15 protein-coding genes and 1 other RNA gene are annotated in these 14,048 nt (G+C 36.0%); 15 read left to right on the top strand and 1 reads right to left on the bottom strand.

All coding sequences use genetic code 11. The annotated features are described in order from the left end of the window. Positions 1 to 12 precede the first annotated feature (12 nt). The 5 genes from DEU39_RS06400 to DEU39_RS06380 all read left to right on the top strand — a co-directional run bounded on the left by DEU39_RS06400 (position 13) and on the right by DEU39_RS06380 (position 4,450). Complete coding sequence (locus tag DEU39_RS06400; protein WP_120231338.1) at positions 13 to 1,044, top strand: tetratricopeptide repeat protein; 1,032 nt, start codon at positions 13 to 15, stop codon at positions 1,042 to 1,044. Between the two features lie 299 nt (positions 1,045 to 1,343). Then, the gene (locus DEU39_RS06395) at positions 1,344 to 2,180 is read left to right on the top strand and encodes a 1,4-dihydroxy-2-naphthoyl-CoA synthase (RefSeq protein ID WP_034697698.1); all 837 of its coding nucleotides are present in this window, start codon (positions 1,344 to 1,346) and stop codon (positions 2,178 to 2,180) included. Positions 2,181 to 2,252: 72 nt separating this feature from the next. Beyond that, entirely contained in the window at positions 2,253 to 3,182 is a 930-nt protein-coding gene (gene menA, locus DEU39_RS06390; RefSeq protein ID WP_062674924.1) for a 1,4-dihydroxy-2-naphthoate octaprenyltransferase, read from the top strand. A gap of 16 nt (positions 3,183 to 3,198) precedes the next feature. Continuing rightward, positions 3,199 to 3,645, top strand: coding sequence for an SRPBCC family protein (locus DEU39_RS06385; RefSeq protein ID WP_120231337.1), 447 nt, complete (start codon positions 3,199 to 3,201; stop codon positions 3,643 to 3,645). A 118-nt stretch (positions 3,646 to 3,763) separates the two neighbouring features. Beyond that, a complete protein-coding gene (locus DEU39_RS06380) occupies positions 3,764 to 4,450 on the top strand; it encodes a metal-dependent hydrolase (RefSeq protein WP_062674920.1) in 687 nt (228 codons plus the stop codon). A gap of 117 nt (positions 4,451 to 4,567) precedes the next feature. Here DEU39_RS06380 and ffs read toward each other — a convergent pair. After that, an RNA gene (gene ffs, locus DEU39_RS06375) (signal recognition particle sRNA small type) lies at positions 4,568 to 4,665 on the bottom strand. A gap of 130 nt (positions 4,666 to 4,795) precedes the next feature. On the opposite strand from ffs, the gene DEU39_RS06370 reads away from it, so the two are divergent. From DEU39_RS06370 to DEU39_RS06325, 10 genes are all read left to right on the top strand, one after another. Further along, the gene (locus tag DEU39_RS06370) at positions 4,796 to 5,398 is read left to right on the top strand and encodes a DUF4199 domain-containing protein (RefSeq protein WP_062674918.1); all 603 of its coding nucleotides are present in this window, start codon (positions 4,796 to 4,798) and stop codon (positions 5,396 to 5,398) included. Between the two features lie 17 nt (positions 5,399 to 5,415). Continuing rightward, positions 5,416 to 6,366 carry a glycosyltransferase family 2 protein gene (locus DEU39_RS06365; protein ID WP_120231336.1) on the top strand — a complete coding sequence of 317 codons (951 nt, stop codon included), beginning with the start codon at positions 5,416 to 5,418 and terminating at the stop codon, positions 6,364 to 6,366. Beyond that, positions 6,366 to 6,758 (top strand): hypothetical protein, encoded by a 393-nt coding sequence (locus DEU39_RS06360; RefSeq protein ID WP_120231335.1) that lies wholly within the window; start codon positions 6,366 to 6,368, stop codon positions 6,756 to 6,758. Before DEU39_RS06365 ends, DEU39_RS06360 begins: the two co-directional genes overlap by 1 nt. Before the next feature lie 113 nt (positions 6,759 to 6,871). Next, positions 6,872 to 7,261: a hypothetical protein gene (locus DEU39_RS06355; protein WP_120231334.1), complete on the top strand. Its 390-nt coding sequence runs from the start codon at positions 6,872 to 6,874 to the stop codon at positions 7,259 to 7,261. A gap of 187 nt (positions 7,262 to 7,448) precedes the next feature. Continuing rightward, positions 7,449 to 8,150 (top strand): GIN domain-containing protein, encoded by a 702-nt coding sequence (locus DEU39_RS06350; RefSeq protein ID WP_120231333.1) that lies wholly within the window; start codon positions 7,449 to 7,451, stop codon positions 8,148 to 8,150. 65 nt (positions 8,151 to 8,215) lie between these two features. Next, a complete protein-coding gene (locus tag DEU39_RS06345; protein WP_120231332.1) occupies positions 8,216 to 9,931 on the top strand; it encodes a phospho-sugar mutase in 1,716 nt (571 codons plus the stop codon). A 17-nt stretch (positions 9,932 to 9,948) separates the two neighbouring features. Next, complete coding sequence (locus tag DEU39_RS06340) at positions 9,949 to 10,860, top strand: hypothetical protein (RefSeq protein ID WP_120231331.1); 912 nt, start codon at positions 9,949 to 9,951, stop codon at positions 10,858 to 10,860. Between the two features lie 22 nt (positions 10,861 to 10,882). Further along, positions 10,883 to 12,136, top strand: coding sequence for a pyridoxal phosphate-dependent aminotransferase (locus DEU39_RS06335; protein ID WP_062674905.1), 1,254 nt, complete (start codon positions 10,883 to 10,885; stop codon positions 12,134 to 12,136). 121 nt (positions 12,137 to 12,257) lie between these two features. After that, positions 12,258 to 12,848, top strand: a complete 591-nt coding sequence (locus DEU39_RS06330) for a hypothetical protein (protein WP_120231330.1) — start codon at positions 12,258 to 12,260, stop codon at positions 12,846 to 12,848. Positions 12,849 to 12,975: 127 nt separating this feature from the next. Beyond that, the gene (locus tag DEU39_RS06325) at positions 12,976 to 13,962 is read left to right on the top strand and encodes a phosphatase PAP2 family protein (protein ID WP_062674903.1); all 987 of its coding nucleotides are present in this window, start codon (positions 12,976 to 12,978) and stop codon (positions 13,960 to 13,962) included. Positions 13,963 to 14,048 lie beyond the last annotated feature (86 nt).

The raw sequence follows: 14,048 nt of genomic DNA, 5'->3' as shown, positions 1-14,048 counted from the left end.
AGAATAGTTATTATGAAGAAACTAATTTTAGGAATGGCTATCGTGGCGTCTGCTTTTGTTTTCGCACAGAAAGATGCAAATGCCCTGAATGCAAAGCTTCAGGAAGCCAACAAATCAGCGATGGATGCGTATAATGCAAAAAATTATGCAGCAGCAGCACCTAAGTTTATTGAAGTTTATGACTTGTTAAAATCCAACGGTCAGGACAATAAAATATATATGTATTATGCAGGACTTAGCCACGCGTTAGCGAATAACAGTGAGCAGTCTATCAAAATATATACAGACCTTGTGAATTCAGGATTTACTGGAGTAGAAACTACTTACACGGCAAAAGAAAAGAAGTCCGGTCAGGTTGTAAATCTTGATAAAGCAACTTGGGAGCTCATGAAGAAAAACTCGGATTATACTGATTTCAAAACAGAACAATCTAAGAGTATAGAATCTGATTTATATGAGACTTTGTCATCATTACTTCTTAATGCAAAAAAAGGAAATGAAGCCCTTGTAGTTATTGAAAAAGGCTTAGTTAAATTTCCAAACAATGCAAAGCTTAAAGAAGCTCAAACCACAGCTTATCTTCAGTCAGGAAATACAGATAAATTTATTTCAGGATTGAAAGAGCAGTTGGCGAAGAATCCTAATGATCCAACAAACTGGTATAACCTTGGAGTAATGCAAGCTAAAAACCCAGCTACTGTTAATGATGCTTTAGAAGCGTTTAAAAAAGCAATTGAGCTTAAACCTGATTTCTCTGATGCATATCAAAATCTTGTTTACACTACTATTGGAGATGATGCTAAAGTTGTAGGAGAGATTAATGCATTAAGAAAAGATAAACCAGACGAGGCATCTAAACTGATTGATGCAAGAAGAGAAAGATTCGGAAAAGCATTACCATTTGCAGAAGGATGGTATAAAGCAAATCCAAAGAGTATTGATGCAGTTACTGCCCTAAAAGAAATTTATGTCGTAACTAAAAATATTGAAAAAGTTAAAGAAATGAAAGCTAAAGAAGCTGAGCTAAGCGCAGCTGCAAAGTAATCATTTTTTACAATAACAGATATGAAAACCGGAACAGAAATGTTCCGGTTTTTTCTATTGTAAGCAGAAAGTGTTGACTGAGCTCCTTATCCTGAATTTTTTTTCAGGAGTTTATAGATCTGTTATGACTTATAAGCCTAACAGGTTTAATTTATTCGACCCCGCTGTGTAGTTTCTGTTGAAAATTCTTCATGCCGAATTCATGCATTCAAAATTTCTGGTTTTTATACTGATGAACCTTAAATTTCAACCTGAGAATTTCTCTGTAATTCCGTATCTTTGAGAAAAATTTTTATAAGATGATCGAGTGGAAAACCGCCAAGGAATACGAAGATATTACCTATAAAAAATCTAACGGAGTAGCAAGAATTGCTTTCAACAGACCTGAGGTGCGTAATGCCTTCAGACCTAAAACAACTTCAGAATTATACGATGCTTTTTATGATGCCTATGAAGATCCTTCCATAGGGGTTGTATTGCTTTCAGGAGAAGGACCTAGCCCTAAAGATGGTGGCTGGGCATTTTGTAGTGGAGGTGATCAAAAAGCCAGAGGACATCAGGGATATGTAGGAGAAGATGGAAGACACCGTCTGAATATTCTTGAGGTTCAGCGTCTGATCCGTTTCATGCCGAAAGTAGTGATCGCGGTGGTTCCGGGATGGGCAGTTGGTGGAGGACACTCTCTTCACGTAGTATGTGACCTTACTTTAGCAAGTGAAGAACATGCTATTTTTAAGCAGACAGATGCTGATGTTACCAGTTTTGATGGTGGTTACGGTTCTGCTTATCTTGCTAAAATGGTAGGACAGAAAAAAGCCCGTGAAATTTTCTTTTTAGGAAGAAATTATTCCGCTCAGGAAGCTTTCGAAATGGGAATGGTCAATAAAGTAGTTCCTCATGCAGAATTAGAAGATACTGCTTATGAATGGGCTCAGGAAATATTGGCTAAATCTCCAACTTCTATCAGAATGCTGAAATTTGCCATGAACCTTACAGACGATGGGATGGTAGGGCAGCAGGTTTTCGCAGGAGAAGCAACCCGTCTTGCATATATGACAGAAGAAGCTCAGGAAGGAAGAAATGCCTTTCTTGAAAAAAGAAAACCTAACTTCGGAGAAGATCAATGGATATCCTAAAAATATAACTGATAATTGATAGATGATGATTCATGTATCATTTATCAATTATCGCTTATCAATTATAACTATATGACTGATTGGATAAAAGCCGCAAGGCTAAGAACTTTACCGCTTTCTCTAAGCGGGATTATTATGGGGGCTTTCATTGCAAAATGGAGACTTTACGGAGAAGGAGGAATCTGGGACTGGAAAATCCTTGCGCTTGCTCTTTTGGTTACACTTTTATACCAGATTTTATCAAATTATGCCAATGATTATGGGGATGGAGTAAAAGGAACCGACGCTAAAAGAATCAATGAAGCAGAAGCAAGAGCTGTCGCATCGGGGAAAATTACTGCAAAACAAATGAAGAATGCGGTAATCCTTTTCGCAGCATTATCTTTCATTGCCACTATTGCTTTGCTATACGTAGCCTTCATTCCAAACTATATGAATGAATTCTATATCTTCATAGGATTGGGAGTAGCATGTATTCTTGCAGCAATTGGATATACAGTAGGTAAAAAACCATATGGTTATATGGGCTTGGGAGATATCTTCGTGTTTATCTTTTTTGGATTGGTTTCTGTATGTGGAAGCTATTTCTTATTTACAAAAACTTTCAGCTGGGATATATTATTACCCGGAACAGCGGTTGGAATGATGAGTATGGCTGTTCTTAACCTGAATAATATGAGAGATATAGAAAGTGACAGATTATCTGGAAAAAATAGCTTTGCATTGAGAATCGGATTCAAAAATGCAATGATCTATGAAATGATCCTGTTACAGTTACCATTGGTGCTTATCCTTATCTTTTTAGGAGTAAACGGGTTTATACAGCAGCAAAACTACTATGTGTTTATTGTAATGATCCTGTTATTCCCATTAGCCAAGCTGAGAAGAAACATCATGTCGGTGAAAGAACCAAAAGAATTAGACCAGTACTTAAAACAGGTAGGAATCATGACTTTTGTAATGGCTATTCTTACAGCGGCTGGACTTAATTTATTTAACTAATCCAAAATAGTATATCATGAGTTCTAATGTCTATGTTGAAGCTCAAATGCTTATCAGAAAACCGATTGAACATGTTTTTGAAGCATTCATCAATCCGGAACTAACCACTCATTTCTGGTTTACCAAATCCACCGGAAAATTGGAAGAAGGTAAAACCATTATCTGGGAGTGGGAAATGTATGGCGTGAAATCCGAAGTGAAGGTTCTTCAGATCATTCCAAACCAGCTCATCAGAACAGAGTGGGGAGAGCCTTCAGCGAACGTAGATTATGAATTCAAAACCATGGAAAAAGGAACCTTAGTGATCATTAAAAGCTATGGATTCAGCCAAACGGGTGAAGATCTGCTAAAAGTAATTAATGACAATACAGGAGGTTTTACGACAGTTTTAGATGGATGTAAAGCTTATCTGGAACATGGGATTAATTTAAGATTGATTGAGGATAAATTCCCATCAAAATAACAAATTAAAGAAAACACAGATGGCACGAATGCTTTCACAAATGTCACTAATCTCATGGTGTTCTTTGTGAAATGATTTGAGTCATTTGTGTTTAATAATAATTGAAATTAAATTTAAAATGAAAATACAATTCTTAGGACAAAATTGTTTCCTGTTCACCTACAAGGACAAAACAATTCTGAGTGACCCTTTTTACAACTACAAAAAAGCAGAATCAGGTTTTGATATTGCTGCTCAAAAAATCGACTACATCCTGCTGACCCATGCACATGGTGATCATATTGCTGATGTGGCAGAAGTGTTACAGCATTATCCGGAAGCTACCATCATTGGGGTTCCAGAAGTATGCGGTTACTTCCAGCAAGCAAAAAATAAAGACGATGTGAACTTAGGAGGATCGGCAAAAATCGACGATCTTAAAATTTCCATGGTTCCGGCTCATCATACAAGTTCTTTCCCGGATGGAAGCTATGGAGGCGTTCCTGTAGGGTATATTTTCAGGCTTCCTGAAGGTAAGAACATCTATCTGGCAGGTGATACAGGAGTAATGGCTGATATGGAGCTGTTCCCGAGATTATACGGAAACATCGACCTTTCTATCCTTCCGATCGGAAGCCACTACACTATGTGCCCTAGAAAAGCTTCTTTTGCAGCAGCAGAGCTATTAAAAACACCGAAAGTAATCGGATGTCACTTTGATACTTTTCCTGCCATCGAAATCAATCATGAAAGTGCATTAAAGCATTTCGAAGATAAAAATGTAGAATTGGTTTTACCAAAATTAGGTGAGACTTTCGAATTTTAATCAATAACCGAACCGGAGGTAATCTGAAAATTGGAAAAATGAAAATGATGCGTAAGGTATTAAAAACAAAAAAAGATAATTATCAAATTACCTCTCTTCTTACTTTAAATCAAAAAAAAATGGCAAGCTACCTAAATCACACCGCTACGACCGATTACCTTTGCTGCGTTCCCACCCTGGAGGATTCTCAGGAGCTGGTTGTTTAGGACTTGCCGTTGCAAAGGTAGGAATATTTTATAAACTTCAAAACTTTATCAAAGAAAATTAGTTGAAAAAATGCAGTGGTAAAGCTAAACGCCTGACATTTAGAGGGAAAAATTTTCAACTTTTTTTAAAAATTTAAATATGACGAAAAGTCCATCAACACTAGGAATTATACTTTTTATCGCTACAATGATCGTTTTTTTTGTAGTATATACTTTTTTCTCAGGAATCAATTATTTTGATATCTCTTTGAAAGCCAATGCTTTTGTTTTGCCTCTTTTATATGCCGGAGCTGCTTTCTGGTCTGTAAAATCTTACTGGAACAACCATAGAGTGGTGAAATTTAAAGATGCTTTCAAAAGAGCATTCGTTCCGATGTTCATCGGAGGAATTCTTTCTATTTTTAGTATTTATGCTTTTTTAACTTTTGTAGATCCTGCAGCTAAAAGCCTGTTGAACTATCAATATGTTCAAAGACAAAAATCAGAACTGGATACAGAATATACTTCAGCAAGAAAAATTCTGAAGCATCAGAAAGATATTGATGAGCTGGATCAGAAATACAAAGAAAGATTGCAAAGCTTCACGCCAGAGGCCGTTAAAGGAAAAGATATGCTTACCGCAAGTCATTTTTCAGGATATTTTGCGGCAATTCTTATATTTTACGTAGTTTTGTCGGTATTTTTCGGAGCGTTTTTCAGAACAAGAACGATACATCAACCCGAAGAAACAAATCAAGCCTAATTCTTATTAAAATTTAAATGAATTTATCTATAGTTATTCCGTTACTGAACGAAGAAGACTCTCTGGAAGAGCTTTTTTCAAGAATCGACAAAGTATGCGCAACCAGCAATTTATCTTATGAGATCTGGTTTGTAGACGATGGAAGTACGGATTTGTCGTGGAGTATTATTGAGAATATGAAAGTTCAGTATCCTCAGATTCACGCTATTAAATTTTCCAGAAATTATGGAAAATCACAAGCGCTTCATGCCGCTTTTGAAAGAACAAACGGTGATGTAGTGATTACCATGGATGCTGATTTACAGGATTTTCCAGAAGAAATTCCGGAATTGTATAATATGGTGATTCATGATAATTATGATATCGTTTCCGGTTGGAAAAAGAAGCGTTTTGATAATGTGATGACGAAAAATATTCCGTCAAAATTATTCAATGCAGCGGCTAGAAAAGTTTCAGGAGTTTATCTTCACGACTTCAACTGTGGTTTGAAAGCATACAAAAAACAGGTGGTAAAATCTGTGGATGTTTACGGAGATATGCATCGTTATATTCCGGTATTGGCTGCCAATGCAGGTTTCAGAAGAATCACGGAAAAAGAAGTACAGCATCAGGCAAGACCTTACGGAACTTCAAAATTCGGAACTGAGAGATTTATCAGAGGATTTCTGGATTTGATAACGCTTTGGTTTGTAAGCCGTTTCGGAGGAAGACCAATGCATTTCTTCGGAGCTGTGGGTACTTTAATGTTTATTGTTGGTTTTCTTTCAGCACTTTGGTTAGGAATTTCTAAACTGATTGATGTAGCAAGAGGAATCTACGGACACTTAATCACCAATAATCCATGGTTCTTTATCGCATTAACCATGATGATTATGGGAAGCTTGCTGTTTGTGGCAGGATTCTTAGGAGAAATGATCATCAGAACCAACCGTGAGCATAAGAATTATAATATTGATGAAGTGATATAATGGAAGAAAAGCTGCCGAAAATTTATTCTAAGAAAGCCATTTTAGGATTTTCTATTTTTCTTTCCGCACTTTTCGGAGGTGTTTTGTTATACCAGAATTTAATAGAGGTCAACAAAAAGAAAGAAGCATACACTGTACTGGCAATTTCGGTTCTTTTAACAATTATCACAGGAGTTATTGTCAATATTCCGGAAGAGCCTAAAAGTTCACTTGCTTATATTTGCGGCCTTGGAGGGGGAAGTTTGCTTTCCTATTATTTTATGCCGAAATATTTTCCAGATGAAGAAAAGTATCCGAAAAAAGCAATATGGAAACCCTTAATTATTGGGGTCGCGATTGTTGCAATTCTTTTGACTTTAATCATTTATGGTGCTTCTGTTGAAAATAGTTAAACATAGAAGAGCTGTAATAAATCATCAATTTTTACAGATTTAAGAATAAATATAACGAAAAGCACTCTGTCAGCAGGGTGCTTTTTGTAATTTTATAAAAACTTTTAATCCGGATGTTTAAAATCAAATCTATTCTTTTTTACTTTCTTTTACTTTTCGCAGTCTCATGTTCATCAAATAAACTTTCCGGTTCTTGGGAGTTTATTGATATTTATGATGGAGAAATTTCTAATACGGATACGTTGAAAAATAAAACAAACAATTCCAGATATGGAACAGGAGTTCTGACCTTTTATCAGGATAAAACTTTCAGTTCAATGGGAAACAATGGAATTTATCAGATAGAAAATAATCTATTGAAAATGAAGTATAATGACGATGAAAATATAACCACAATGAAAATCTCCAGTGTAAGTAAAAATTATCTTCTTTTATTTTCAATGGCTGGCAGTCCTAAAACATGGTTTTATAAAAAAGTAAAAAGAATTGAGAATAAGAAATAGGCTCTTCTGAAAAGCAAAAAATTGAAAACTATCAGGTATTTTATTGTCAAAAGACAAAGTTTTTTAGAAATTTTAATCCTATTTTTGTTCAAAATAATATTGAAAGTCCCGTGAGGCCTGAGAAAAGCTTTCAGAGATTTTCAGTAAAGATCGTTGCGATTATAATATAGAATATTTAAAATTAAATATGAAAAAAGTTGTATACACATTGATGCTGATGGCAGTAGTTTCCTGCGGAAAAGTTTCTCCAAAAGGGAATATTGAAAAGAAAGATGTGGATGTTTCGGAATTCGTCAACCTTGATCTGGAAGGTAAATTCCGTGTATTTTATGCCAGAGGTCCGAAAAATTTTGTAGAAATAGAAACCTATCCAAATGTAGCAAGCAATCTGGATGTGGATGTAAAAGATAAAACCCTTTTCATTAAAGAAAAAAGAGGAACAAAAGGAGTCGATTTTTATAATGTAACGATTTATTCCAAATATAATCTTGAAAAAGTAGCTGTTTCAGATTCTGTGGAAGTGAATATTTCAAGCGAAATCAAAACAGATAATTTCAGACTTAACATGAAAAATAATGCAAGTTTCATGGGATCTGTAAACACAAGAAGAGCAGAAGTGGAAATGCATAACAGAAGCCGCGCCAACTTTTTGGGATTATCTAAAGATGCAGTGATAAAGATTTCAGATACAGCAAGTTTAATTGCACCTTACTGGAAAATCACCAATCTGAATATTGATTCTAAAAACGGTAATTATGCAGAAGTAAATGTAAAAGATTCTTTAAAAGGACATATTCAGAACACTGCAAAATTTATCTATTATAACGATCCTATCAGAGCGTTTAAAATTGATAAAACAACGAAAGTCGAAAACAAAAAGCTGGATTAAAAAACAGCATTATTTAAACTAGAAACTAGGAACTTTACAAATTATAAAAGAACAACATTACAAATATGAATACACTAGAAAAAGCGAAACTTTGGTTAAGTGATACCTTCGATAAAGAAACAAGAGATGCTGTACAGACGTTGATCGACAGCAATTCCCCTGATCTGGAAGATTCTTTCTACAGAGAACTGGAATTCGGGACAGGAGGTATGCGTGGAATAATGGGAGTAGGAACCAACCGCTTGAATAAATATACATTAGGACAAGCGACTCAAGGATTGGCTAATTATATGCTTCAGCAGTTCAAAGGAGAAGAGATTAAAGTGGCTATCGCTTATGATGTTCGTAATAACTCAAAAGAATTCGGAAAACTGGTAGCAGATGTTTTAACAGCCAACGGAATTAAAGTTTTACTTTTCAAAGATCACAGACCGACTCCTGAATTGTCTTTCACGGTACGTGATAAAAAATGTAACGGAGGAATCGTATTAACGGCTTCTCACAACCCACCAGAATACAACGGTTACAAAGTATACTGGAATGACGGCGCACAGATTGTTCCGCCTAATGATGAAGCCATTATCAATGAAGTGTATTCTGTGAAATTTGAAGAAATTAAATTCAACGGAAATGATGATCTGATCGAATGGATCGGAGAGGAGCAGGACGATGTGTATATCGATGCATGTATTGAAAACTCTACGTATCAGAACGTTGGAAAAGAAAATTTAAATATTGTTTTTACCTCTATCCATGGAACAACCTATACAACTGTTCCCAAAGCCCTTGAAAAAGCAGGTTTCAAAAAAGTAGATCTTGTAAGAGAACAGATGATCCCAAGCGGAAATTTCCCAACAGTAGAGTCTCCAAACCCGGAAGAGCCTGCAGCATTGGAAATGGCAATGGATCTGGCAAGAATTACCAATGCAGATATCGTGATCGGAACAGACCCGGATGGGGACAGATTAGGAATTGCCGTAAGAAATCTTGATGGTGAAATGCAATTATTGAACGGAAACCAAACCAATACCATCCTTACGTATTACATTCTGAATGAGTGGAGAAAACAAGGGAAAATTACCGGAAAAGAGTTCATTGGTTCTACCATCGTAACTTCCGATATCTTCTTTGATATTGCACAGAAATTCGGTGTAGAATGCAAAGTAGGTCTTACTGGATTCAAATGGATTGGAAAAATGATCCGTGAAGCAGAAGGAACTCAGAAATTTGTATGTGGTGGTGAGGAAAGTTTCGGATTTATGACCGGAGACTTCGTTCGTGATAAAGACTCTTGCGGAAGTATTCTTTTAGCCTGCGAAATTGCAGCTTGGTGCAAAGCCAATGGAAAAACAATGTATCAGTACATGATTGAGATCTATGAGGATCTTGGAATGTATTATGAAGGATTAATCAATATCGTTAGAAAAGGGAAAGAAGGAGCTGAAGAAATTCAGAATATGATGAAAGATTTCCGTGAAAATCCTCCAAAGGAACTGGCTGGTTCATTAGTGGAAGAAGTGAAAGACTTTAAAGAGCAGACAAGTCTTACCATTTCTACGAATGAGAAAAAAGTGATGAGTGATATTCCGAAGTCTAACGTTTTGATCTATTACACACAGGATGGAACAAAAGTATGTGTAAGACCTTCAGGAACAGAGCCAAAAATCAAGTTCTATGTTTCAGTGAAGGATTCCATTACTTCAGAAGCAGATTTCAGAGACAAATTAAAATCATTGGAAGCTAAAATAGGAGCCGTTAAAACAGATCTTAAACTGGATTAATGCGCTGAAAACAGCAGATGATAAAAAGAATTATAGCAATATACATACTCTCTGCAGCCGTAGTTTCCTGTAAAAAGGAAACTGCAGTTTCAGAAGTAAAACAGGTAAACGATTCGATTACCAAAACTGAATCCAAAGAAGATCAGTATAAACCCATAGACACAGCTTGTTCATCGGCTAACAAAACGGAAGATTATATCACATCTCTTCAGTGGTATCGCACCAAAATTGAAAAAGAGATGGCTGGAAACAGGCCGGAACAGAATGACCAAGTATACGAAGATTATTTAAAAATAAGAGGAAAGTATACCGAATGTCTGATGAGTCTTCATACTGGTGTTCTGGATAAATATGTGAATTATTATAACTATGAGAAGGATCAGTACAATTTTCCGGATAACGTTAAAAAAATAGCTTCAGAACTGAATAAAGCAGGTCTTGAATTCAGAGAAGTAGGAGAAGGAATGACCGAAATATGGACCATTCCGGGATATTATTCTTCTCTTTTTAAAAATAAACTGACTCCGGATTATGAAGCTTATGTTTCACAAACAGATAAAGAAAGTGAAACCAATTATGCCGCAGATGCTGGATTAATAATCAGCTGGGAGCAACTAGGCAACAGATTGATTTTCTGGGAGAATTTCATGAATAAATATCCTGAAAGCAAGCTGATAAAGACAGTAAAACAAGACTATAATTACTATTTGTCCGATTATCTTTTAGGAATGGATAATACGCCCACCTACGAAAGAGACCAGGATAAAGGAACCGGAAAACTAAACGATGAAAACAGAGCGGAATTCAACAGGATGATCAAAAAATATCCGAATTCCCATACGGCCAAGAAAGTAAAAGAGATTATGATTCTTTTTGATACACAAACACCGGTAGATCAAATAGATGAGAAGATTCATGGAGAACGATAATATAAATTTAAAATAAGAAAAAGTGAAAGTTTCAAAATTAGCAGCGAACCTGATCGGTTCTGAAATTGTAAAAATTGGTAACGAAGTAAATGATCTAAAAGCAAAAGGAGCGGAAATTGCCAATCTTACTATTGGTGATCTGAATTCTAACATCTATCCTATTCCGGCATTGCTGAAGGAAGAGATTCAGAAAGCATATCAGAATAATCTGACAAACTATCCGCCTGCCAACGGACTTTTATCTTTAAGAAAAGAAGTTTCCAAAGACCTGAAAAAAAGATGGAATCTTGATTATTCTCCAGAAGACATCCTGATTACTGCAGGATCAAGACCATTGATCTATGCCGTTTACAAAACAATCGTAGACGAAGGAGATAAAGTAGTTTATCCTACACCATCATGGAACAACAATCACTATGCTTATCTTACTTCAGCCAACGCTGTAGAAGTGAAAACAAAACCTGAAACCAATTTCCTTCCGACTGCTGATGATTTAAGACCTCACTTAGATGGAGCCGTTTTATTAGCTTTGTGTTCTCCATTGAACCCTACAGGAACCATGTTTACAAAAGAACAACTTTCTGAGATCTGTGAACTGGTCATTGCTGAAAACAAAAAAAGAGGTGAAGATCAGAAACCGTTATACTTAATGTATGACCAGATCTACTCTTGCCTTACATTCGGTGCTGAGCACGTAGATCCTGTTTCTCTTTTCCCGGAAATGAGAGATTACACCATCTATATCGACGGTATTTCAAAATGCCTTGCAGCAACCGGAGTACGTGTAGGATGGGGATTCGGACCTGCTCATATTCTTGATAAAATGAAGGCACTTCTTACTCACGTTGGAGCATGGGCTCCAAAACCAGAGCAGGAAGCAACGGCTAAATTCTATGAAAATTCAGAGAATGTAGATACTTTCGTGAATGATTTTAAAGCTAAACTTGAAAACAGCTTAAAAGTACTTCACAACGGAGTTCAGGATTTAAAAGGAAAAGGACTGGCTGTTGACAGTATTGAACCAATGGGAGCTCTTTATCTTACTATTAAATTAGATTATATAGGGAAAACAAAACCAGACGGAACTGTACTTGAAAATTCTTCAGACCTGGTATTCTACCTAATTAATGAAGCAGGAGTGGCTTTAGTACCATTCTCAGCTTTCGGAGAAGAAAAATCAGAACCTTGGTTCCGTGCTTCTGTAGGAGGATTAGCTGTAGATGAGATCAAGGTAATGCTTCCCAAACTGGAAAACGCTTTGAACAAATTAAAGTAATTTTCTAATAAAATTATAAGCTTCGACTCTGCCCGGCATGACATCGTTAAAATATATCTTTTAGGATTAGCAATGTCACGCTGAGCGGAGTCGAAGCGTTTTTTACACATTCTATAAAACCATGAAACTTCCGCAGAAATCCTTTCTTGAAACAAAATATGTGTTTTTTTCAACGCTGGTGATCATTACAGTAGTACTCTTAAGTGTTTGGCTTTCAGGAAAAACAGATCATCGTTCTCTGTTTCAGAATTCAATCTTATCAACCTCTGTTTTAGCTGGAGCATTTTTTCTGTTTATCAGTATAGGACTCTATTCTGGTTTAAAATTAAAAGATAATGTAGGAAATATTTTAAACAAAGAAAGAATACAAAGATATGCAGATAAAACACCAAAATTTGATGGTTTTGAGTTTGATCCACCAGCAATTGGTGATGGAATAGGAGGTGTTATTTTATCAGTTCTTTTATGGATTGTAATTTCAATTCTACTTATTTTTCTTTCGTATTTTTTCGGTCTTTTCTTTTGGTCTGCTGTATTATTATTAGGAGCTATTCTGTATTGGATTTTTTTCAGAGCTTTGAGATTGGTTTTCAAAAACTCCGGAAAATGTAAGGGGGATTTGCTAAAAAGTTTCGGATTCGGATTTTTCTATTCTTTTCTCTACATCTCCTGGATGTATGGAATTATTTTTTTGATCAAATATTTGAATTGAAATCTGTATTTTTTGATCAAAAAATTAAATAAATATTAAAAGTTAAACAACAACTTTGCACGATACTCAACAAGGGATTATCTTTGAAACTTTTACACACCCGAATATAAAAGTTGAAAATTACACGATGAAAAAACTGAGATTTCTACTCTTACCAGTTTCAATATTGGTATGCTCACAAGAGGTTGATACACTGAAGGTAAAAGAGCTTCCCAAGGAAACCGAATTGCCCAAAGTACAAACCTACACTTTAAAAGACGGATCTGTCCGCACTTATCCGAAACCTAAATTATTGGATTTTGTAACCAAATTACCCAGAAACTTTATCAATACCAATAAAGATTTCGTAGCCAAAGATCATGCTTATTATCTGGGAGGAGCTGTTGCCGCTACGTTAATACTCCTGCCGTTTGACCAGAAACTGATTGATAATTCAAGAGAACTGGCTGAACAATGGGGAATGGATAAAGATAATAACTACCATAAAGTGGGAGGTGTATTTAAAATTCCGAAAGATGTCGGATCTGCACTGTACCTTATAGGAAATGGCTCTACATTAGTATTATTAGGAATTGGTTTCGGAACCTATGGATTGATAAAAAATGACTACAGAGCCCAGGCTACCGCCAGTGGTTTAATGGAAAGTTTAATTCTTTCCGGAGTTTTCACCCAAACCCTTAAAAGAATTACAGGAAGAGAAAGCCCGTTTATTGCCGAAGAATACGGACACAAAGGAGGCGCATGGAATCCGTTTCCCAGTTTCTCCGCATTCAGTAAAAATACCTCGAATTACGATGCCATGCCGTCGGGACATTTAACCACCTTCATGGCTGGAATCACTGTGATTGCAGATAACTATCCGGATGCCAAATGGATCAAGCCTGTAGGGTATACACTGGCAGGAGCATTATGCTTTCAAATGATGCAAAGTAAAGTTCACTGGGCCTCAGACTATCCATTAGCCCTATTAATGGGATATTTTATAGGAAAAACCATATCAAAAAGCAGATACACTTCTTCAGAAGGAACAATCGGAAAGACAAAATATAGTCTCAACTTCACTGCATCCCGCCAATGGGAATACAATATGGTAGGCGTAAAACTCTCTTTTTAAACTCTGAAATCTTTGTTTTGTTTAGGAAATAAGATACTTTTCACTACATTTGGTCTCAGGATAAAAGGTGTATCCGGACTTTTATA

The sequence above is a fragment of the Chryseobacterium sp. AG363 genome, from assembly GCF_003610675.1.
In the GTDB taxonomy this organism is placed as follows: domain Bacteria; phylum Bacteroidota; class Bacteroidia; order Flavobacteriales; family Weeksellaceae; genus Chryseobacterium; species Chryseobacterium cucumeris.
This window is presented reverse-complemented; position numbering and strand designations above follow the sequence as displayed.

Bases quoted from the DNA above. Each gene is read 5' to 3' on its own strand.
- DEU39_RS06355 (WP_120231334.1), top strand. From the start codon at position 6,872: ATGTTTAAAATCAAATCTATTCTTTTTTACTTTCTTTTACTTTTCGCA.
- DEU39_RS06365 (WP_120231336.1), top strand. From the start codon at position 5,416: ATGAATTTATCTATAGTTATTCCGTTACTGAACGAAGAAGACTCTCTG.
- DEU39_RS06395 (WP_034697698.1), top strand. From the start codon at position 1,344: ATGATCGAGTGGAAAACCGCCAAGGAATACGAAGATATTACCTATAAA.
- DEU39_RS06380 (WP_062674920.1), top strand. From the start codon at position 3,764: ATGAAAATACAATTCTTAGGACAAAATTGTTTCCTGTTCACCTACAAG.
- DEU39_RS06325 (WP_062674903.1), top strand. From the start codon at position 12,976: ATGAAAAAACTGAGATTTCTACTCTTACCAGTTTCAATATTGGTATGC.
- DEU39_RS06360 (WP_120231335.1), top strand. From the start codon at position 6,366: ATGGAAGAAAAGCTGCCGAAAATTTATTCTAAGAAAGCCATTTTAGGA.
- DEU39_RS06385 (WP_120231337.1), top strand. From the start codon at position 3,199: ATGAGTTCTAATGTCTATGTTGAAGCTCAAATGCTTATCAGAAAACCG.
- DEU39_RS06345 (WP_120231332.1), top strand. From the start codon at position 8,216: ATGAATACACTAGAAAAAGCGAAACTTTGGTTAAGTGATACCTTCGAT.
- DEU39_RS06350 (WP_120231333.1), top strand. From the start codon at position 7,449: ATGAAAAAAGTTGTATACACATTGATGCTGATGGCAGTAGTTTCCTGC.
- DEU39_RS06340 (WP_120231331.1), top strand. From the start codon at position 9,949: ATGATAAAAAGAATTATAGCAATATACATACTCTCTGCAGCCGTAGTT.
- menA (WP_062674924.1), top strand. From the start codon at position 2,253: ATGACTGATTGGATAAAAGCCGCAAGGCTAAGAACTTTACCGCTTTCT.
- DEU39_RS06400 (WP_120231338.1), top strand. From the start codon at position 13: ATGAAGAAACTAATTTTAGGAATGGCTATCGTGGCGTCTGCTTTTGTT.
- DEU39_RS06330 (WP_120231330.1), top strand. From the start codon at position 12,258: ATGAAACTTCCGCAGAAATCCTTTCTTGAAACAAAATATGTGTTTTTT.
- DEU39_RS06370 (WP_062674918.1), top strand. From the start codon at position 4,796: ATGACGAAAAGTCCATCAACACTAGGAATTATACTTTTTATCGCTACA.